Below are 19828 nucleotides of genomic sequence, written 5' to 3'. Positions count from 1 at the left end.
CATGACGAGCGTCGTTCTCGAGGGCGTCAACAAGATCTATCCGGGGCCGGACGGCAGGCCCGCCTTTCACGCGGTGAAGGATCTCGACCTGACGATCGAGCCGGGCACGCTGGTCACGCTGCTCGGCCCTTCCGGCTGCGGCAAGACGACCACCCTGCGCATGCTCGCCGGGTTCGAGGTGCCGTCCACGGGGCGCATCCTCATCGACGGGCGAGACGTCACCTCGACGCCGGTGAACCGGCGCGGCATCGGCATGGTCTTCCAGAGCTATGCCCTGTTTCCGCACATGAGCGTGCGCGACAACGTGGCCTTCGGGCTGAAGGTGATGGGAACGCCGGGGGGCGAGGCCGGGCGCAAGGTGGATAGGATCCTGGCGCTGATGCATCTGGCGCCCTATGCCGACAGGGCGCCGGCCCAGCTTTCCGGCGGGCAGCAGCAGCGGGTTGCCCTTGCGCGCGCAGTCGTCACGGAGCCGCGCGTGCTCCTCTTCGACGAGCCGCTCTCCAATCTCGACGCGCAGCTTCGCGAGCGCATGCGCGACGAGTTGCGCACCATCCAGCAGCGCCTCGGCATCACCAGCCTCTACGTGACGCATGACCAGAGCGAGGCGATGGCGATCTCGGACCGGGTGGTGGTGATGCGCGAGGGCATCGTGGAACAGGACGACGCGCCGGGGGCCATCTATGCGCGCCCGCGCTCCGATTTCGTCGCTCGCTTCATGGGCAAGGCGAACCTCTTGCCCGGGCGCGTGGAAAGCGTGCGGGACGGTATGCTGGAGGCGAGCGTGGCGGGCGTGCGCATCTCGATGCCGGACGGCGGGCTCGGGCTTGCGCCGGGCGACGCGCTGGACTGCATGGTCCGGCCAGAGCAGATCGCGATCGAGAAGGGCGGACCCATTGCCGCGACCATCGAGCGGGTCGTGTATCAGGGGGCCTATGCGGAATACAGCCTCGACATCGGCGGAAAGGCCTGCACCGTGGTGGACTGGCGGCATGGACGCCTCTTCGAGGCCGGGGAGATCCTGCACCTGTCCCTGAACGGGGCCTCGCCCTGGCCGCTTGCGAAACGGGCCTGAGCCGATGGCAACGCGCGCAGCACCGGCCGAGGCGGCCGTCGTCGAGGCCGCCGTCGCGGCCGCGCGGGCGGCGGGCGCCGTCTCGCGGCACGCCTTCCTCGCTGCCGAACGCGGGCAGCTTCCGCAGGTGGAGGAGAAGCGGGGATTCTTCGATATCGTGACCCTGGCGGACCGGGAGGCCGAGACCGCCGCGGCGCGTGCCATTTTCGACCGCGTTCCCCATTCGCGCATCCTGGGCGAGGAGGGGGGCTGGCAGGGCGAGGGCGGCGTCACCTGGTATGTGGATCCCATCGACGGCACCAGCAACTTCGCGTGCGGATTGCCCTTCTTCTGTGCCTCGGTGGCCGCCTACGGGGAGGATGGGACACCGATCTGCGGCGCCGTCTACGACCCCATGCGGGACGAGATGTTCCTGGCGCGCGGCGGGACGCTGACATTGAACGGCGGGCCGGTGACGGCTGTCCGCCGCGCGGTGCGCGACAGCGAGGCCGAGCTTCTCACCAATCTGCCGCGCGAGGGCGCCCCGCCCTCGGACGGGGAACTGGCGCGCTTCGGCCGGCTCGTCTCCTCCTTCCGCGCCGTGCGCCGCCTCGGTTCCTGCGCCCTCCAGCTCGCTTATGTGGCCGCGGGCCGGGCGAGCGTGGGCTATGACGAGATGTGCTACCCCTGGGACATCGCGGCGGGGCTCCAGCTCGTCGAGGCGGGGGGCGGGCGCATCATGGCCTGGGACGCGCAGGACAGGCCGATGGAGCACCCCCTCCAGGCGCTTTCGCGCGTGGAGCGCTTCGTCGCCGGTGCTCCGGGCTTCGACCTGGAAGGCTCGGCCGTGGTGCGCACGCGGCGCGCCCAGCCCGCCGCCGCGCCCGCATTGGACTGACCGGACCGCGCGCGCTATGCCTCCGCGACCGGGAAAGCAGAGGGGCGGCCTTGCGATGCTCGAGGAGATCAGGCGTTCGCTGAACCAGTTCACGGCGGCCGAGCGCAAGGTGGCCGAGACGATCCTGACGAACCCGCAGGCCACGGTCGGCTGGTCGATCGGAGACGCCGCGCGCTTCGCCAAAGTCAGCGAGCCCTCGATCATCCGCTTCTGCCGGCGGCTGGGTTTCGAAGGCTTCCCCGATTTCCGCATCCGCTTCGCCCAGGCCCTGGCGGTGTCCAACCGTGACGCGCGCGAGGAGCCGGCCCCGAGCGAGGACCCGATCCGCGAGGCGATCCTGGCCAATTGCGCGCGGGCGATCGCCTCCATCGAGGATCTGCGGATGGACATCGATACCGGGGCCGTCGAGCGGGCGCTGGCGATCCTGAAGCAGGCGCGCCGCATCGATGTCTACGGGCATGGCGGGTCGGGCTTCCTGGCGGCCGAGGCCCAGCATCGCCTGGCCTTTCTCGGCCTTGCGAGCGTGGCCTACTCCGACCCCGCCCTCCAGATGGTCTCGGCCCTGGCGCTGCGGCCGGGCGACTGCGTCTTCGCCCTGTCGTTCTCCGGCGTGACCACCCATCTCCTGCCCAATCTGGAGCTGGCCAGGAATGCGGGCGCCGGCGTCGTCACGCTCTGCCCCTCGGACTCGGCGATCGCGCAGATGGCCGACGTGAACATCGCCGTCAACGCCTACCGCTCCTCGACGGCGGTCGACTTCCTGCCGAACGAGCGCGTGTCCATGTATGTCATGCTGGACGCGCTGATGAGCCTCCTGAACGCGCATATGCGCCCGGCTCCGACTGTCGAACCCTCGCGAGGCAGCGCCGCAGACGGGTGACGATCATCCCGGGATGCTCCACCATCGGGAAATGACCGGACTCGCAGGTCTCGACGGGCGTCCGGGCGAAACAGGGCATCGGGTCGGGATGGGCGAGGCGCGCGACATGCGGGGAGTTCAGGAGGAGGGCGCGGCACGGCACCAGCGGCCAGCGCGCCTCCACGTCCCAGGCGAAGAGACTGTCCTTGACGTCCTAGCGCGAAGCCGGCGGGAACGCGCGACATCTGCTCCGCGATGGCCGCGCGCAAGGTCTCCGGCGTCGAGGGGCGGGCGATATCGTCGACCATCCGGCGCATGACGCCGGCGAAATCCGCCTCGAACAGGCGGCGGCGCCTTGCGATCTCTTCAGCCGTCTGGCGGCCGTAATAGCCCCGGTCGCTCAGCGTATCGAGGCCGATCAGCCCCTCGGCGCGGGGGCCGAGCAGGATCGCCGCCTCGGTGGCGATGGGGCCGCCCATGGAATGGCCGAGAAGGAGGGCGCTTCGCGCTCCGGCATCGTCCAGCACCGCGATCACGGCCTCGGCCATGGCGTCTATGGTGCGGCCGGCCTTCGGGGGCGCCGCGGTGCCGCCGAAGCCCGGATGGCTCATCGCCAGGATACGACGATCCGCCGAGAGCGCCGGCGCGATCCGGTCCCAATGGGCCGCCGAGCCGCACCAGCCATGGATGAGGATGAGCCAGGGGCCGTCGGTTCCGAAGGTCCGGTAGGCGACTTCGCCCCCCCGGGGCGCGGGCAGGGTCTTCATCATGCCGGCCGCAATCCGAGATTCTCGCGGAGCGTGCGGCCTTCATAGGCCTTGCGGAACAGCCCGCGCTCCTGGAGGCGCGGCACCACCAGGCGGGTGAAGTCCGTGAAGCCCTCCATGAACCAGGGGGGCATGACGTTGAACCCGTCGGCGGCTTTGCTGCGGAACCAGTCCTCCAGCGTGTCGGCCACGAAGTCGGCCGAGCCGCACAGGACCCAGTGTCCGCGCGCGGCGGCCACGAGGTTGTAGAGGTCGCGAAGCGTCATGTTCTCGCGCCTCGCCTTGCCGAGCATGGCGGAGGCGAAGGCATGATAGGCTTCGTTCCGCCCGAGGTCGGGGATCGGGCCGTCGAGATCGAACCGGCTCATATCCTGGTTGAAGCGCTCGGAAAGCATGCCGAGGGCCGTCGCCTCGTCCACGAAGCCCTGGAGCGCTGCGAGCTTGTTGCGAGCCTGCCGCTCCGTCTCGGCCACGACGGGCATGACGCCGGGAAGGACGACGAGGTCACCGGGGCCCCGTCCGTGCGCGGGCAGGCGCGCCTTCAGCCCGGCGTAGAAGGCCCTTGCCTCGTCCTTGTCCTGGGTGACGGTGAAGACCACGTCCGCGTGCCGGGCCGCGAGGTCCTGCCCCGCCTCGGAGCCGCCGGCCTGGAGGATCACCGGCCGCCCCTGCGGGGAGCGCGAGATGTTGAGCGGTCCCTTCACCCTGAAGAAGGCGCCCTCATGGTCGATCGGCGCGATCTTCGCGGCATCGAAATAGCGGCCGGACGCCGTGTCCCTGATGAGCGCCCCCGGCGCCCAGGCGTCCCAGAGCTTCCTCACCGCCTCGATGAACTCGCCCGACATCTCGTAGCGCCGCGCGTGGTCGGGGTGGACCATGCCGAAATTGGCGGCCGCCTGCGGGTTGGCCGTCGTCACCGAATTCCACGCCGCCCGCCCGCCGGAAATATGGTCGAGCGAGGCGAAGGCGCGCGCCAGGGTCCAGGGATCGCCATAGGTGGTCGATGCGGTCGCGCCGAGGCCGATCCGCGAGGTCGCGGTGGCGACCGCCGACAGCATGGTCAGCGGTTCGAGGCGCGAACAATAGGAGGGATGAGCGCCCGGGTCGGCGTTGAGATTGTCGCCCACGAAGATGAGGTCGAACAGGGCGCGCTCGGCCTCGCGGGCAATGTCGAGGATCGCGGGCAGATCCTCGAAACTGTCGACGGCGCCCGGCATGCGCCAGCCCGAGATGTGGCTGCCCGTCCCGATGAGGAAGAGGCCCAGATGCAGACGCCGCTCCATCCTACTGGCGATAGCCCTGATCGTCGCGGTCGAGCTGGCGCATGAGCGCGGGCCATTCGCGCTCGCCCGGCACGAGGATATCCCCCTTCAGCTCCCAGAACTGGCGTGCGGCCTTCTCGCAGACCTCGGGGCTGGGCATGGTCAGCGGCACGCCGGAGGCGGCGGCGGCCTGCATGGAAAGCTGGATCTTGGCCGCGCGCTCGAAATAGTAGAGCAGCATGAACGCCTCGCCCGGCGTGCGCCCGACGGTGAGGATGCCGTGATTGCGCATCAGCATGACCGGGTTCGAGCCCAGATGCGCCACGAGGCGCTCCTGCTCGGGCAGGTCTATGGCGACGCCCTCATATTCGTGGAAGCCCTGCCGGTTGTAGAAGCGCATGGCGAATTGCGAGAGCGGCAGAAGGCCCTGCGGCTGGCCCGAGACGGCGGTCGAGGCGTCCGAATGGGTGTGGAGCACGCAATGCGCGTCCTCGCGCGCTTTGTGGATCGCCGCGTGGATGACGAAGGCGGCGACGTTCACCGAATGAGGCGTCTCCTCCAGCTTGTTGCCGGCCGTGTCGATCTTCACCAGCGACGAGGCGGTGATCTCGGAGAAGAGCAGCCCATAGGGGTTGATCAGGAACCGGTCGTGCGTGCCGGGCAGGCGCAGCGAGATGTGGTTGTAGATCAGGTCGTCGAGCCCCAGCCTCGCCACCATGCGATAGGCGGCGGCAAGGCTCACGCGCGTTTCCCACTCCTCCTGGGAGCAGCGGGCCGGCCTCGGGTTGCACGACAGGGAGGACGGGCTGGTCATTCGGCTATCCCTTGATTCCGCTCATCGTCATCCCTTGCGTGAAATATCGTTGCAGGAGGAGGAAGACGATGATGAGGGGCACGGTGGCGACGGTCGCGCCGGCGAAGGTCTCGCCCCAGTTGGGGAGCTGCGTGGGCGAGCCCTGCTGGGCGATCGCCACCTGGATGAGCTGCTGGTCCGGCGTCTGGACGATCACCAGCGGCCAGAGGAAGCTGTTCCAGGAGAAGAGGAAGGTGACGAGCCCGAGGGTGAGGAGCGGCACCTTCATGTTGGGAAGGATGATGCGCAGGAAGATCGTCGCATGGCCCGCCCCGTCGATGCGCGCGGCGTCCTCCAGCTCGCGCGGCAGCTCCTCGAAGGCCTGGCGCAGGAGGAAGAGGCCGAAAGGGCTGGCGATCCAGGGGATGAGGACGCCGGTGAGCGTGTTCGCCAGGCCCAGCCCAGAGACCACCTGATAGAGCGGCACCATCAGCGCCTCGATGGGCATGAGAAAGGTCAGGAGAATGAGAACGAACACCAGATTGGCGCCGGGAAAGCGGATGCGCGTCAGGGCATAGGCCGCCATGGCGCACAGGATGAGCGTGAGCGCCACCTGCGCCGCCGAGACGAGCGCGGTGTTCATGAGCGCGCGCAGGATGTTGGTGCGGCCGATGAGCGAGACGTAGTTTTCCAGCGTGCCCCCGATCGGCACGAAGGCGCGCCAGGACAGCGGCGAGACGTCGCCGAAGAGGGTGAACTGGTTCTTGAAGGAGGAGGAGACGATCCAGGCATAGGGAGCCAGGAACACGACCGCGATGATGACGAGGATGGCTGAAAGCGCGGCGATGCGCGCCAGGGGGGAACGGGCCATGGTCAGTAGTTCCACCGGGCGCGCAGGAGATGCATCTGCGCCAGCGAGATCGCGAGGACGATGAGGAGGAGGACCACCGAGAGCGCGGAGGCGTAGCCCGGCTGCTGCATCACGAAGGCCGTCCGGTAGATGTGGTAGACGATAAGGTTGGTCGATTCCTGCGGGCCGCCCATCGTCATCAGGAAGGCCGGGGCGAAGGCCTGGAGGGAGAAGACGGTCATGATGACCACCACGAAGAGCGTGGTGCGCGTCAGGAGCGGGATGGTGATGTTCCGCAGCACCTGCAGGCGCGTGGCCCCGTCGATCCGCGCCGCCTCGCTCAGTTCGGCCGGCACCCCTTGCAGGCCCCCCAGGAAAAGGATCGCGCCGAAGCCGACCTGCTGCCAGGCCATCATGGCGACGATGGCCGGAAGGGCCTGATCCACGCTCGTGAGGAAGGGCTGGCGGGGAAGGCCCGCGCCGGCCAGCGCGCCGTTGACCAGGCCGTTCGACGGGTCGAGCAGGAACGACCAGATCGTCGCCACCACCACGGCGGAGGTGACGACGGGCAGCATGACGATGGCCCGCACGAGGCCGCGCGCGGGCAGCTTGGAGTTCAGGAAGAGCGCCAGCGCCAGAGCGAGCGGGACGACGAGGAGGACGACGCCGAAGGCGAAGAGGAACGTGGCGCCGAAGCTGGTCAGCGCGTCGTCATAGGCGATCATGTCCTCGAAATTGCGCAGGCCGACGAAGGACCAGTCCGACGGGTTGAGCAGCGTGTAGTCCAGGACGCTGTTGCGGGCCATCACGGCGAGCGGGACGTACTGGAAGACGATCAGGAGGAGCATGAAGGGCGCGAGGAAGACGAAGGCGGCCCGCCGGTCGCGCCTCTGGCGCGGATGGGCGCCAATGTCCGCGGCCGCCCGGCCCGCCTGCGCGCCCGGCTCCGTCACGGGAATCGTCGCGCCCTTCATGGCTCAGCGCTCCAGTGCGCGCTGGACGTTGCGCTCGGCGCCCGCCATGGCGCGCTCCGGGTCGCCCCCGAAGGCGACGTCGCGCAGGGCCTCGCTCACGATCCGGTCGTACTGGGCGAAGCGGGGGCTCGGCGGGCGGGGCTGCCCCCAGCTCTCGAGCTGGTCGACGAAGACCTTCATCGGATAATCGTCATAGATGTCGAAGCGCTCGAAGAGGCTTCGGAGCGTGGGGAGGTTCCCGCGCTGGCTGACATTCATGTAGGCGTATTCGCCCCACGACATCTCGACGACGAAGCGGGCCGCCACCTCGGGATGGGCCGAACGGGCCGTGGCCCCGAAGGTGGTCGAGCCGGTGTGGACGACGGGCGTGCGGAAATAGGGCAGCGGGGTGATGCCCCATTCGATCGTCGGTTCGGCGAGGAGCGCGTTTCCAGCCGCCGGCGTGTCGATGTAGAAGCAGGCCTTGCCGTCGAAGAAGGCGTTGGGAATGCCGACCTTGGGCGCGACGCCCTCCTCGTTGAACATGGCACGGTAGAAGGTCAGAGCCTCGATGGCTTCGGGCGTGTCGAGATAGCCCTCCACCGTGGAGCCGTCCGGGGAAAGCGCCCAGAAGGTCCTGAAGGCGGAACTGTCCTGCGGCGCCTCGGGATCGCCGTTGGAGCGCTGGTAGAGAAGGTCCTGATAGACGAGGCCCGGCTGGCCGTTGCCGAAGCGCGTGGGGCCGAGGCCCCAGATATCGGGCGCGCCCGCGGGGCCCTGCTGGCAGGCCTTGAAGGCCTCCAGCGCCTCCGGCCAGGTCCACGCCTCCTCCAGCGTCTGCGGCGGTTCGATGCCGGCGGCCTCCACCAGCGCGCGATTGTAGTAGAGCGCGACCGTGGTCTGCTCGATGCCGGGCGAATAGACTTCGCCATTGTAGGAATGCTCGGCGCGCGTCGCCGGCAGGATGTCGTCCTCCCAGCCGTCCGGCAGGTAGTCGGTGACGGGCAGGAGGATGCCGGCCTCGGCGTAGGACTGGGTGTTCGGCCCGTCATAGACGATGATGTCGGGCGGACTGGCGCCGGCGGCCTGCACGGAGATGGTGTCGGCCAGTTGGGCGAAGGGCACCTCGTTGATCTCGAAGGAGACGCAAGGGTGCTTCTCCTGCCAGGCCTTCATGGCGGCGGGATAGGGGTAGTTGCCCGGCGTGCGCAGGATGGTCAGCGTGACGGCCTGCCCATCCTCGCAGATGTCCTGTGCGGCGGCGCTGCCCGCCGAAAGACAGGTGGCGCAGGCGAGGCCGGCAAAGAGAAGTCGGTAGGGCGTCATGTCCATGGTTCTCCCTGAAGCGCGAGCGAAGAGGGTCAGAGCGCAAGGCCCGAAATACGGTCGAAGAGGATCATGCGCTCGCGCGCGATCCTCAGCGGCTGACGGCTTCCCGCCGGCCGCGCATCGTCCGGGGGCAGGGCGGCGGTGCAGGGCTGGCCGGCAAGCGTGAAGTGCACGAGCGCGGTGGCGCCGAGCGCCTCCACCATCTCCACCGGCACGGCCAGGTCGGCCTCGGCGCCGGCGGCGGGAAGAAAATGCTCGGGTCGCAGCCCGATCTCCACCTCCCGCCGCTCCCCGCAGCGGTTCGCGAGCGCCGGCGGCAAGGGGAGGGTCAGATCATCCGCGAGGCGCAGACGGGGCTCGCCCCCCTGCGCCTCCACGCGGCCGGGCAGGAAGTTCATCGTCGGGCTGCCGAGAAAACCGGCGACGAACCGCGTGCGAGGCCGGGCGTAGAGCTCCTGCGGCGGACCCTCCTGCTCGATCACGCCGCCATTCATGACCACCACCCGGTCAGCGAGCGTCATGGCCTCCACCTGGTCGTGCGTCACATAGATGGTGGTGGCGCGCAGGCGGTTCTGGAGCCGGCGGATTTCCGCGCGCATCTGGCCGCGCAGCTTGGCGTCGAGGTTGGAGAGCGGTTCGTCGAAGAGGAAGACGGCGGGGTCGCGCACGATGGCCCGGCCCATGGCGACGCGCTGGCGCTGCCCGCCCGACAGGGCCTTGGGCCGGCGGTCCAGCAGCGCGCCGATGTCGAGGATGCGGGCCGCTTCCTCTACCCTGGCGCGGATCTCGGCCTTGGGAACGCGTGCGAGGCGCAGGCCGAAGCTCATGTTCTCGGCCACGGTCATGTGCGGGTAGAGCGCGTAGTTCTGGAACACCATGGCGATGTTTCGTTCACGCGGGTCGAGGCGGTCCACCCGGCGCTCGCCGATCCAGATCTCGCCCCCGGTGGGGTCCTCCAGCCCTGCGACCATGCGCAGCGTGGTGGACTTGCCGCAGCCCGAGGGTCCGACGAGCACGACGAATTCCTCGCTGCCGACATGGAGGTCGAGGTCCGTGATGGTGCTCGTCTCGGCACCTTCATAGGCCTTGCTGACCTTCCTGAGCTGGACATGGGCCATCGAAAACTCCGGCGCGGCGGACCAGGAGGCGATCCATTTCGTATTCGCACAACGAATTTATGTATACGTCAATACGGTTTCTGCGTTCCGTCAGGCACTTTCTTCCTCTTGCCCTATGTTTCGACACTCGTTGCGAAACTCGTGTTCAGCGGGCTGAAAATTTGCGCATACCGGTCTTGCAAGGCCTGATTGCAGTCGGGACGCGAAAGAGTTGCGCTTTTTTTGCTGGACAGCGCGTCGTCTCCAGGTATGCAATTATAAGAATATTGCATTCATGGAGAATCCGGCCGTGCAACTCGGGCTTGAAGGAAAGGTGGCGCTCATCACCGGGGCGTCGCAGGGAATTGGCCACGCGCTCGCGAAGGTCCTGGCCGAGGAGGGGTGCCATCTGCATCTCGCTGCCCGGAACGGGGCCGCGCTGGAGGGCCTGAAGGCGGAGCTGGAGCGCTTCCCCGTCTCCGTCACGCTTCATCCGGGCGACCTCGGCTCCACCGAGGCGATGGTCGCCCTGGCGGCTGCCTGCGGAGACGTGGACATCCTGATCAACAACGCCGGCGACATTCCGGCCGGCTCCATCGAGGATGTGAGCGACGAGGCGCTGCGCGCGGGCTTCGAGCTCAAGGTCTTCGGCTACATCACCCTGTCGCGCGAGTTCTGGAACCGGCGCAAGGGCAAGGGCGGCGTCATCGTCAACGTCATCGGCAATTCGGGGGAGAACTGGGACGCCAGCTACTTCGCCGGCTCGACCGGCAACGCCGCGCTCATGTCCTTCACCAAGGCCATCGGGGGGCGCAGCCTCGACCACGGCATCCGCGTGGTGGGCGTCAATCCGGGCCCGGTGGACACGCAGCGGATGTTGAAGATCATGAAACGCAAGGCCATCGACATGCTGGGCGACGAATCCCGCTGGGAGGAGCTGTTCGACAAATATCCGGGCAAGCGCGCGGCCACCGCGCTGGAGGTCGCCGATCTCTGCGCCTTTCTCGCCTCGCCGAAGGCAGGTTACATCACCGGCACGGTCGTGACGCTGGATGGCGGCATCGCCGCGCGCGGCTCGGTGATCTGAGGCCGGCCATGAGCGATTCCCGCACGCGCAACCGCTATTTCGACGAGTTGTGCTCGACGCCCGGTCTGGTCTGGATGGGCCAGAACACCAACCACGTCCCGGCCCATCCGGCCGTGGTGGAAGCCATGCGCCGTTCCATCGAGCAGGGGGAGTTCAACGCCTACGCGCCCCCGCTCGGCTTCGAGGCGCTGCGCGAAGCCATCGTGCGCGACCTTGGCGCGCCGGGCGCGGAGGCGCTCGTCACGGAGGGCGGCGTCAACGCCCTGGCCATGGTCTGCCGTGCGCGGGCCCGGCCGGGCACGACCTTCGTCACCACGGACCCGACCTGGAAATGGCCCTGCCTCTTCGCCGAGCAGGCCGGCGCCGAGGTGATCCAGATCCCGATCTACGATCCGGCGACTGCCTACAAGCTGACGCCCGAAGCCCTGCGCGCGGCCGTGGACGAGCGCTGCGCCATCATCTACCTCGTCGATCCCAACAATCCGCTCGGCATCCGCTACGAGCGGGCCGAGATCGAGGCCTTCGCCGGGATCGCCCGCTCTGTCGGTGCCCTTCTCGTCCACGACTGCACCTATCGCGATTTCGCCGACGGCCACACGCCGGTCCTGCAGGTGGCGCCGGAGGGCACGGTCGTTTCGGTCAGTTTCTCCAAATGGCTGGGGCTCGCCGGCCTTCGCATCGGGGCGCTCGTCGCCGAGCCCGCGCTGCTGGACGGGTTCGCCGCGACCTCGACCTCGGTTCTGGGCGCGAGCGTGATCGCGCAGCGCGCGGCGCTGGCGGGCCTCTCGGTGAAGGGCGAGTGGATGCAGGAGGTGCGCCGCGTCGACCGTGCCAACAAGGCGATGGTCGCGGAAGCGGCGGCGGCCCTGGGCATGGCGGTTCCGGTGAACCCCTCGCACGGCAATTTCCTCGTCATCGAGACGGCGGGCACCGGCGTCAGCCCGGAGGCGATCGTGGAGGCCGCCCGCCGCGACGGGGTGATGATCCGGCAGGGCCGCTACCACACGGCGCGCTTCGGAGACCGCTTCATCAAGGTGTCCACCTCCGTGCCGCAGGACTGGGCCGAGCGCTTCTGCGCGGGGCTGAAGGGCTACGTGGAAACGGCGCGCGGCCTGAACGACGTGCCGGCACTCTTCTGAAAGGATTCGAGATGGACGTGACGGCCAGGGACGGCACCCGCCTTTATGTCGAGACGGCCGGCGAGAGCGGCACGCCGATCCTCTTCATCCATGAGTTCGGCGGCAATTACGACGCGTGGGAGCCGCAGATGAGCTTCTTCGCGCGGCGCCACCGCTGCATCACCTATGCCGCGCGCGGCTATGCGCCCTCCGACACTCCGCAGGATGTGGAGCGCTACTCGCAAGGCGTCGCGGTCGAGGATGCCGTGGCGGTCCTGGACGGGCTCGGGATCGAGAAGGCGCATGTCGTGGGCCTGTCCATGGGCGGCTTCACGGCCGTGCATTTCGGCCTCAAGGCACCGGAGCGGGCGCTTTCGCTGACGGTGGCGGGCGCGGGCTATGGCTGCGAGAAGGCAACGGAGGACTATTTTCGCGGCGTCTCCCTGAAGGTCGCGGAGAATTTCGAGAAGGACCCCGTGGCCTTCTCCAGGATCTACGCGCTCGGCGCGAGCCGCGTGCAGTTCCAGACCAAGGATCCGAGGGGCTGGGCGGCCTTCGCCGAGCGCCTCTCGCGCCATTCGGCGGTGGGCGCGGCCAACACGATGCGCGGCGTGCAGGCGCGCCGACCCTCCTTCTGGGATATGGAGGAACGCCTGAAGGCGATGACGCTGCCCACGCTCGTCATCGTGGGCGACGAGGACGACCATTGCCTCCAGCCCGGCATCTTCCTGAAACGCACGATCCCCGCCTGCGGCCTTGCCGTCCTGCCGAAGACCGGCCACACGCTCAATCTGGAGGAGCCCGCCGCCTTCAACGCCCTTCTTGCCGAATTCATCGCCCAGGCGCAGGCCGGGGCCTGGGGGCCGCGCGATCCGAGGGCCGACCCCGGGCAGGTCATGCGGACCGAATAGATGAGCGCGCGCGCCCTTTCCGCCGAACGTCTCTGGGCAAGGCTGATGGAGCTGGGCCGCATCGGGGCGCTGCCGGGCGGAGGCGTGAACCGGCAGGCGCTCTCGGCGGAGGAGATCGAGGCCTGGCGCCTCCTCATCGGCTGGGGCGCGCAGGCCGGCCTCGTTCCCTCCACCGACGATGCGGGAAACCTGTTCCTGGCTTGGCGCGCCGGCGACACCGCGCTCCCGCCGGTGATGGCGGGCAGCCACATCGACAGCCAGCCGACCGGCGGGCTGTTCGACGGCGCCTTCGGCACCCTGGCGGCGCTGGAAGCCGTGATCGCGCTGAAGGAATCCGGGCACCGCCCCTGCCGCCCCGTGCTCGTCGTCGCCTGGATGAACGAGGAGGGCAGCCGCTTCGCCCCCGGCATGATGGGCTCGGAGGTCTTTGCGGGGCGGCGTTCGCTGGCCGAAATTCGCGCGGTGCGCGATGCGCAAGGGGTTGGCGTCGGCGAGGCGCTGGACCGCCTGCATGCCGCCTTTCCGCAGATCGAACGCCGTTCGCCCGGCTTCCCGGTCGCGGCCTATGTCGAGCCCCATATCGAGCAGGCGGATATGCTGGAAGCGAGCGGCGCCGTGATCGGGGTGGTCAGCGGCATCCAGGGCAAGAAGACCTTCGAGATGACGATCGTCGGCCGCCAGGCACATGCGGGCACCGAGCCGATGGTGCGGCGCTCCGACGCGCTGCAGGCCTTCGCGCGCGTCGCCTGCGCCATGCAGGCGCAGATGGAACGCGAGGACGAGGCCGTGCGCTTCACCATCGGCCGCATCGAGGTGGAGCCGAACGCGCCCTCGGTGGTTCCCGCGCTCGTGCGCTTTTGCATCGACCTGCGCCATCCGGACAACGGCGTCCTGGACCGGCTCGGAAGGCGGCTGGAGGCGCTTCTGGCCGAACACGCCGCGCCGTGCGCATTCGAGGCGCGCCGGCTGGTGGATGCGCCCTCCAACGGGTTCGACGAGCGCCTGCGCGCCATCATCGGGCGGTCCGCGCGGGAGAGGGGCTACCCTGTCCTCGACCTCCTCTCGGCCGCCGGCCACGATGCGCGCCAGATGGCGGCGCTCGCGCCCTCGGCCATGATCTTCATTCCCTGCCGGGGCGGTCTCAGCCACCACCCGGACGAATGGGCCGAACCCGAGCATATCGCCGCCGGCGCGACCGTCCTTCTCGACGTCCTGGCCGAGCTGACCAGCCCCGCTCACCATGAAGGAGACCCCAGATGAGCCAGATCAACGACATGGCCGAAATGCCCGTCCAGCATCCGCGCACGCCCCGAAGCGCGGCCGAGGCGCGGGGGCGCTACTTCAATTCGGGCAACGCCTTCAACATCAAGCTGCCGCCCGTTCCGCGCAAGATCTTCACCGACGAGCCCGCCCGCGCGCTGGCCAAGGAGGCGACGGGCTTCATCGAGTGCGACCTCTCGGGCGTCCTGCAATGCCCCTTCCCCGCCACCACCCCGCTGATGCTGGCGCGCTACGCCGTGGTGAAGGCCGGCGAGCACCTCGATTGCACCTTCAACGCCACGGCCTCGATCTGGTACGTGATCGAGGGCAAGGGTCGCGTCGAGGCCGGCGCGGATGGGGCCGACATCGGCAAGGGCGATGTCTTCCTCCTGCCGGGCGGGGTGCCGGCGGCGATCGAGGCGCAGGAGCCCTGCGTCCTATGGGCCGTCGGCAACGACCCTCAGCTTGCCTTCGACGCCTCGCTGCCGGGCACGGCGCAGGGCGCGGCCGTGGCCTTTGTCCACTATCCCGCCGACGAGATCGAGCACCAGCTCTCGGTCGTCTACGGTGCCGACGCCAATGCCGCGACCTCGGGCCATGCGCTCATCTTCTCGGCCGAGAAGACAGAGGCCGCGCGCAATATCACGCCGACCATGACCCTTTCGCTGAACACGCTCAAGCCCGGCAGCGCCCAGCCGCCGCACAAGCACAATTCGGCCGCCATCACCCTCGTCGTCGCGGGCGCTCCGGCCTATTCCATGGTGGCGGACGAGAAATGCGACTGGTCCCCCTGGGCCACGCTGCTGACGCCCCCGGCCGCCAGGCACAGCCACCACAATGACGGGCCGACGCGCGCCGATTTCCTGATCGTGCAGGATGGCGGCTTCTACTATCATGCGCGCACGATGGGGTTCGAGTTCTATTGATGCGCCTCATCATCGATACGGACACGGCCGGCGACGACTGCTTCTCGCTGCTTCTGGCCATGCGCACGCCGGGCGTGGCGCTGGAAGCGGTGACGGTGTGCGTGGGCAATGTCGCGTTCGAGCAGCAGGTGGAGAACGCTCTCGCCACCATCGAGGCGGCGGGGCGTTCGGGGCAGGTGCCGGTCTATCCCGGCGCCCGCCATCCGCTGGTGAAGCCCTGGGTGCCGGCCGCCATGCATGGAGAGGACGGCATGAGCGGCGCGGGCCTGCCGCCGGCGCGCCAGCGGCCCGAGGCCATGCATGCGGTGGACGCCATCATCGAGCGGGTGATGGCCGCGCCGGGCGAGATCGACATCCTCGCGCAGGCTCCCCTCACCAATATTGCTCTTGCCGTACGCAAGGAACCGCGCCTCGCCCGGGCCACGCGCCATCTGTGGATCATGGGCGGCACGGACAATTCGGTCGGCAACATCACGCCGACCGCCGAGTACAATTTCTTCATCGACCCTGAAGCGGCGCGCATCGTCTTCGAAGCGGGCTTTCGCATCACCCTCTCCACCTGGACGCTGACGCTGAAGTCGAGCGCCTTTTCCGCCGGCCAGCTCGCCGGGCTGGACGCGCTCGCAACGCCCCTGTCAGACTTCTACCGCAAGGTTTCGGCCACGCCCCGCCGGGTCGCGCGGGAGCGCTATGGGGTGGAGATGGTGACGCATCCCGATACGCTGACCTGCGCCTGCGCCATCGACGAAAGCCTCATTCTTGAATCGCGGGACGCGGTGGTGCGGATCGAATGCGCGGGGGAGATCACCCGCGGCTTTTCCGCCATCCATCCGCCGAAGCTCGGCAGCCGCTGGCCGGCCTACAGCGCTAATGCGCGGATCATCGAAACCGCCTCTAACGAGCGCTTCTTCGCGATGATGCAGGCGGTGCTCGGCTGAGAGGGCCGGGCCCGCCCGTCCTCGATAGTCATCGCCGCCCTCCGGGGCGTCTCACGGTCTTGCGAAAGATGCGTGTGGCCTGCTCATGTCCAGAAAACCGCCTTGCGTTCGACCATGCTGACAAGGGCGAAGAAGCCGAGGCTGATGAGCGAAGCCACGGCGATGGCCGCCCAGACGGCGACGAAGTCGATCCGCAGCACCGCCTGATAGATGATCCAGCCGAGCCCGTCATAGGCGCCCAGCATTTCCGTGACGATGGCGACGATGATGCTGCGCACGGTGGAGATGCGAAGCCCTGCGAGGATCAGCGGCAAGGCGGTGGGCAGGCGCAGGCGCCAGAAGACGGCGAAGCGGCTCGCGCCGAAGGAGCGCATCAGTTCCGCCTGCCGGCGGTCCACCCGGTCGAGCCCCGCGATGGTGTTCAGGAACACGGTGAAGCTCACCGCGATCGCCACCATCACGATCTTGGAGGACATGCCGATGCCGAACCAGAGCAGGACGAGCGGCGAATAGGCGACCACCGGCACGGAGTTGATCGCCGTCGCGATGGGAAGCACGACGCCGCGGCTGGCCGGGACCATCGAGACGAGGACGGCCGACGCGATGCCCGCGAGCCCGCCGATCGCAAAGCCCGTCGCCGCCTCGATGAAGGTGTAGCGCCCCGCGCTGAGGAGCGAGGAGGCGTCGGACGCCATGTGGGCAAGGATCGTGCTGACCGCCGGCAGGATGTAGTGCGGCAGTTCGAGCCCACGGGCCGCGAACTCCCAGGCGAGGAGAATGAGAGCGGCGCCGAAGAGCCCGCGCGCGAAGGCGCGGGAGGAAGCCTGCAACGGCGGGCTCATTGCTCGTTCCCCCAGAAGACGACCCCGCGCTCGATCAGCGCGATCGTGCCGTAGAAGCCGATGCCGAGCACCGCCGAGACGACGATGGCGGCCCAGATGCCTGTGACGTTCTCGTTGTACATGGCTTGAAGGAGAAGGACGCCGAGGCCCGTGGTGTCGCCGAACCATTCGCCGACAATGGCGCCCACGAGGCTCAGCGAGGAGGCAAGTCGCAGGGCGACGAAGATCTGCGGCATGGCGGCCGGCAGGTAGAGCCGCCTCATGAGCTGGCGCTCGCCTGCTCCGAACGAGCGCATCAGCGCCGCCTGTCGCGGATCGACCGCCCCGAAGCCGATCAGCGTGTTCACCGTGACCGGAAAGAAGCTGAGATAGAAGGCGATGGCGGCCTTGGCGAAGAGTGTGTTGCCGAACCACAGGACCACGATGGCGCCGAAGGCGATGACGGGTATCGTCTGGGAGACGATGAAAAGGGGGAAGAACATTTCGCGCAGGAGCTGCGAACGGAAGAAGGCGATGCCGGCGGCGACGCCGAAGAGCGAGCCCGCCAGGAAGCCGAGAAGCGCCTCGGCCAGCGTCCTCGCAAATCCCTGGGCATAAGTCTGCGGCGTGGCCGCGATGGCCCCGAACACGGCGCTCGGCCTCGGCAGGTAGTAGGGCCGGATGCCGAGAAGGACGACGATCGCCTCGACTGCGGCGAGAAAGACGACCGCCCCGAGCAGCGGCCTGATCCATAGGGCGGCGCGCGCCGCCCCCCTGGCAGGACGCGCGACCGCTTGCGTGACGGCGCTCATCGGCTCACAGCGCGCGATCTTCGAGGGGAATGGCTTCGAGCGCGGAGGCGTCGAACGCCGCGTCGAGATCGACCGGCGCGGAGAGGACGCCGTATTCCACGAGCAGATCGTGCGCCGAGCCGATGGCGGCCGGGTCGATGGCGAAGAGGCCGTCCTCTCCCGCCTGGCCGGCGGTCATCAGCTCGCGCACCTCTTCCAGCATGAACTCCTGATGCGCCCGGTCGAGCGTGGGGGCCACCGCCATGATCGTGTCGATCGCTCCCTCGGGATCGGCGAAGGCGTCCTGCCAGCCGCGGATGCTGGCGCGCAGGAAACCGGCCACGAGCTCCGGGTCGTCGGCGAGGGTCCGTTCGGAAACGATCAGCGTGTCGCGCGGGAAGGAGACGCCGAAATCCTCCGGCACGAACAGGCGGACATTCTCCGCGCCCAGGCGCGTATTGACCGTGTAGAGCTCGTTGTAGCGCGTGGCGGTGGCCACATCGACCTCGCCGTCGACGAAAGGCGTCATGCTCACCTGCTGCGGCTGCATGTCGACCGTGCCGAGATCGACCCCCTCATGGGCGAGCATCGCCGAGAGCACGTGGTTGGCCCCGGTGAACCATGTGGTGACGGTCTTGCCGGCGAAATCCTGGACCGTCTCCACCGGCCCGTCCCCGGCCGTCACGAACACGAAGGGCGTGACCTGGTGGGCGACGCCGATGCACACGATCGGCAGGCCGCGGTCGCGCGCGGCGAAGACGCTGTCCGTTCCGCCTGAAAGGCCGAACGTGTCGGCGCCGGTGGCGACAAGGTTCTCCGTCAGGATGTTCGGCCCGCCCGGATTGATGGTGAGGGCGATGCCCTCTTCCTCGTAATAGCCCTTTTCCAGCGCGGTGTAGAAGCCGGCGAACTGGGCCTGGGGAAGCCATTTCAGGCGCAGCGAGGCGGGGGTCGGCTCCTGCGCGGAGGCAAGCCCGCCCGCCAGCGGCTGGAGGGCGAGGGCGGCGCAGAGGGCGAGAAGGAGAGGGCGTCGGGTCATGTCTTTGTCCTTTTCGAGCTCGGTTGACATGCGGCAGGCATGCCGCCGAAGGCGCCTCGGCGGCCGATGAAGGCTGGCTCAGGGGCTGCGGACCGCGAAGGATTTCAGGCTCTCCTCCTCGATGGCCTCCAGCAGGATTTTCTTGAGCGCGACGAATTCGGGGGAGGTGACGACCTCCGGAAGGCGAGGGCGCTCCAGCGCCACTTCCTGCTCCAGCTTCACCCGGCCGGGGCGCGCGCTCATCACCAGCACCCTGTCGCCGAGGAAGAGCGCCTCGTCGACATCGTGGGTGATGAAGAGGACCGTGCGCCGATGCTTCTGCCAGAGGTCGAGCAGCCAGCGCTGCATCATGGCGCGCGTGAGGGCATCGAGCGCGCCGAAGGGTTCGTCGAGCAGCATGAGGTCGCGCTTGAAGAGGAAGGTGCGCATGAGGGCGACGCGCTGGCGCATACCGCCCGAAAGCTGATGCGGATACTGTTCGCCGAAGCCGGCAAGGCCGAACTCGGGCAACATGCGCCGTGCCGTCTCCCGCGCTTCGCGCCGGGGCACGCCCTCGATCTCCAGTGCGAGGATGGCGTTGTCGATGACGCTCCGCCACGGCAGGAGAAGGTCGCGCTGGGGCATGAAGGAGACCTCGCCCAGCAGCTCCGTGGCCCGGCAGCCGCGCCCGCGATAGCGCAGGATGCTTTGAGGATCGGGCTCCTCCAGCCCGGCGAGGATGTTGAACAGCGTACTCTTGCCGCAGCCGGAGGGGCCGACGACGGTGACGAGCTCGCCCGGGGTGATGCGAACCCTGAAGTCCTGAAGCGCCACCACTTCCCCGAAGCTCTTCGAGACGGCTTCCATCTCGATCAGCGGGCCGGTGTCGCCGGCGTTCCGGCCGCTTGGTGCGGCGATCGCCGCCACCGGCACGGCATCCGCAGGGTGCCGGCGGCCAACCTGCCGCTTTCCGTTCCAGTCCATTGGTATGCGTAATTCTATATCTTGCATAATCAGCAGCCGGCGATCTACGAGGTCCTGTTGGCCGATGGGTGGCAAGAACCGTGCCACTTGCGACCCGTTCGAACCAACGATC

The 19828-nt window shown here is 68.6% G+C and carries 19 protein-coding genes and 1 pseudogene; 9 read left to right on the top strand and 11 right to left on the bottom strand.

Annotation, left to right across the window (positions count from 1 at the left end):
• Position 1 precedes the first annotated feature (1 nt).
• From J7654_RS03460 to J7654_RS03450, 3 genes are read left to right on the top strand one after another with little or no spacing between them, the layout of a single operon-like run.
• A complete protein-coding gene (locus J7654_RS03460) occupies positions 2-1075 on the top strand; it encodes an ABC transporter ATP-binding protein (RefSeq protein ID WP_209738241.1) in 1074 nt (357 codons plus the stop codon).
• A gap of 4 nt (positions 1076-1079) precedes the next feature.
• A complete protein-coding gene (locus tag J7654_RS03455) occupies positions 1080-1952 on the top strand; it encodes an inositol monophosphatase family protein (protein WP_209738239.1) in 873 nt (290 codons plus the stop codon).
• A 55-nt stretch (positions 1953-2007) separates the two neighbouring features.
• Positions 2008-2832 carry a MurR/RpiR family transcriptional regulator gene (locus J7654_RS03450; protein ID WP_209738236.1) on the top strand — a complete coding sequence of 275 codons (825 nt, stop codon included), beginning with the start codon at positions 2008-2010 and terminating at the stop codon, positions 2830-2832.
• Between the two features lie 239 nt (positions 2833-3071).
• On the opposite strand, the pseudogene J7654_RS18285 reads toward J7654_RS03450, so the two are convergent.
• The 7 genes and pseudogenes from J7654_RS18285 to J7654_RS03420 all read right to left on the bottom strand — a co-directional run.
• Positions 3072-3578: pseudogene (locus J7654_RS18285) on the bottom strand (alpha/beta fold hydrolase); the annotation flags it as partial.
• A complete protein-coding gene (locus J7654_RS03445) occupies positions 3578-4861 on the bottom strand; it encodes an LLM class flavin-dependent oxidoreductase (protein ID WP_209738234.1) in 1284 nt (427 codons plus the stop codon). The pseudogene J7654_RS18285 and the gene J7654_RS03445, both read right to left, overlap by 1 nt.
• A gap of 1 nt (position 4862) precedes the next feature.
• Positions 4863-5654: a class II aldolase/adducin family protein gene (locus tag J7654_RS03440; RefSeq protein ID WP_209738232.1), complete on the bottom strand. Its 792-nt coding sequence runs from the start codon at positions 5652-5654 to the stop codon at positions 4863-4865.
• Positions 5655-5658: 4 nt separating this feature from the next.
• Complete coding sequence (locus tag J7654_RS03435; RefSeq protein WP_209738230.1) at positions 5659-6504, bottom strand: carbohydrate ABC transporter permease; 846 nt, start codon at positions 6502-6504, stop codon at positions 5659-5661.
• Positions 6505-6506: 2 nt separating this feature from the next.
• Positions 6507-7457, bottom strand: a complete 951-nt coding sequence (locus tag J7654_RS03430; RefSeq protein WP_209738227.1) for a carbohydrate ABC transporter permease — start codon at positions 7455-7457, stop codon at positions 6507-6509.
• A 3-nt stretch (positions 7458-7460) separates the two neighbouring features.
• Positions 7461-8762 carry an ABC transporter substrate-binding protein gene (locus tag J7654_RS03425; RefSeq protein WP_209738225.1) on the bottom strand — a complete coding sequence of 434 codons (1302 nt, stop codon included), beginning with the start codon at positions 8760-8762 and terminating at the stop codon, positions 7461-7463.
• A gap of 35 nt (positions 8763-8797) precedes the next feature.
• Positions 8798-9883 (bottom strand): ABC transporter ATP-binding protein, encoded by a 1086-nt coding sequence (locus tag J7654_RS03420; RefSeq protein WP_209738224.1) that lies wholly within the window; start codon positions 9881-9883, stop codon positions 8798-8800.
• Positions 9884-10157: 274 nt separating this feature from the next.
• Between J7654_RS03420 and J7654_RS03415 the strand changes: the two genes are divergently transcribed.
• The 6 genes from J7654_RS03415 to J7654_RS03390 are packed head-to-tail and all read left to right on the top strand — an operon-like array spanning position 10158 to position 16102.
• A complete protein-coding gene (locus J7654_RS03415; RefSeq protein WP_209738222.1) occupies positions 10158-10949 on the top strand; it encodes an SDR family oxidoreductase in 792 nt (263 codons plus the stop codon).
• Between the two features lie 8 nt (positions 10950-10957).
• Positions 10958-12088 carry a pyridoxal phosphate-dependent aminotransferase gene (locus J7654_RS03410; RefSeq protein ID WP_209738219.1) on the top strand — a complete coding sequence of 377 codons (1131 nt, stop codon included), beginning with the start codon at positions 10958-10960 and terminating at the stop codon, positions 12086-12088.
• 11 nt (positions 12089-12099) lie between these two features.
• The gene (locus tag J7654_RS03405; RefSeq protein ID WP_209738217.1) at positions 12100-12978 is read left to right on the top strand and encodes an alpha/beta fold hydrolase; all 879 of its coding nucleotides are present in this window, start codon (positions 12100-12102) and stop codon (positions 12976-12978) included.
• Positions 12979-14238, top strand: coding sequence for a M20 family metallo-hydrolase (locus J7654_RS03400; protein WP_209738215.1), 1260 nt, complete (start codon positions 12979-12981; stop codon positions 14236-14238).
• Positions 14235-15164 (top strand): cupin domain-containing protein, encoded by a 930-nt coding sequence (locus J7654_RS03395; protein ID WP_209738212.1) that lies wholly within the window; start codon positions 14235-14237, stop codon positions 15162-15164. Before J7654_RS03400 ends, J7654_RS03395 begins: the two co-directional genes overlap by 4 nt.
• Positions 15164-16102: a nucleoside hydrolase gene (locus tag J7654_RS03390; protein WP_209738210.1), complete on the top strand. Its 939-nt coding sequence runs from the start codon at positions 15164-15166 to the stop codon at positions 16100-16102. The genes J7654_RS03395 and J7654_RS03390 overlap by 1 nt, the downstream gene beginning before the upstream one ends.
• Before the next feature lie 83 nt (positions 16103-16185).
• Here the strand turns inward: J7654_RS03390 and J7654_RS03385 are convergent, their stop codons facing one another.
• From J7654_RS03385 to J7654_RS03370, 4 genes are all read right to left on the bottom strand, one after another.
• On the bottom strand, positions 16186-16944 hold the full coding sequence (locus tag J7654_RS03385) for an ABC transporter permease (protein ID WP_209738208.1): 759 nt from the start codon (positions 16942-16944) through the stop codon (positions 16186-16188).
• Entirely contained in the window at positions 16941-17735 is a 795-nt protein-coding gene (locus J7654_RS03380) for an ABC transporter permease (protein ID WP_209738206.1), read from the bottom strand. Before J7654_RS03380 ends, J7654_RS03385 begins: the two co-directional genes overlap by 4 nt.
• Positions 17736-17739: 4 nt before the next feature.
• On the bottom strand, positions 17740-18753 hold the full coding sequence (locus J7654_RS03375; protein ID WP_209738204.1) for an ABC transporter substrate-binding protein: 1014 nt from the start codon (positions 18751-18753) through the stop codon (positions 17740-17742).
• A gap of 78 nt (positions 18754-18831) precedes the next feature.
• Positions 18832-19716 (bottom strand): ABC transporter ATP-binding protein, encoded by an 885-nt coding sequence (locus J7654_RS03370; RefSeq protein WP_209738202.1) that lies wholly within the window; start codon positions 19714-19716, stop codon positions 18832-18834.
• Positions 19717-19828 lie beyond the last annotated feature (112 nt).

The organism is Aureimonas populi (assembly GCF_017815515.1).
GTDB lineage: Bacteria > Pseudomonadota > Alphaproteobacteria > Rhizobiales > Rhizobiaceae > Aureimonas > Aureimonas populi.
Note: the sequence above shows the minus strand (reverse complement) of the source record. Positions and strands in the feature narration are given on the sequence as shown.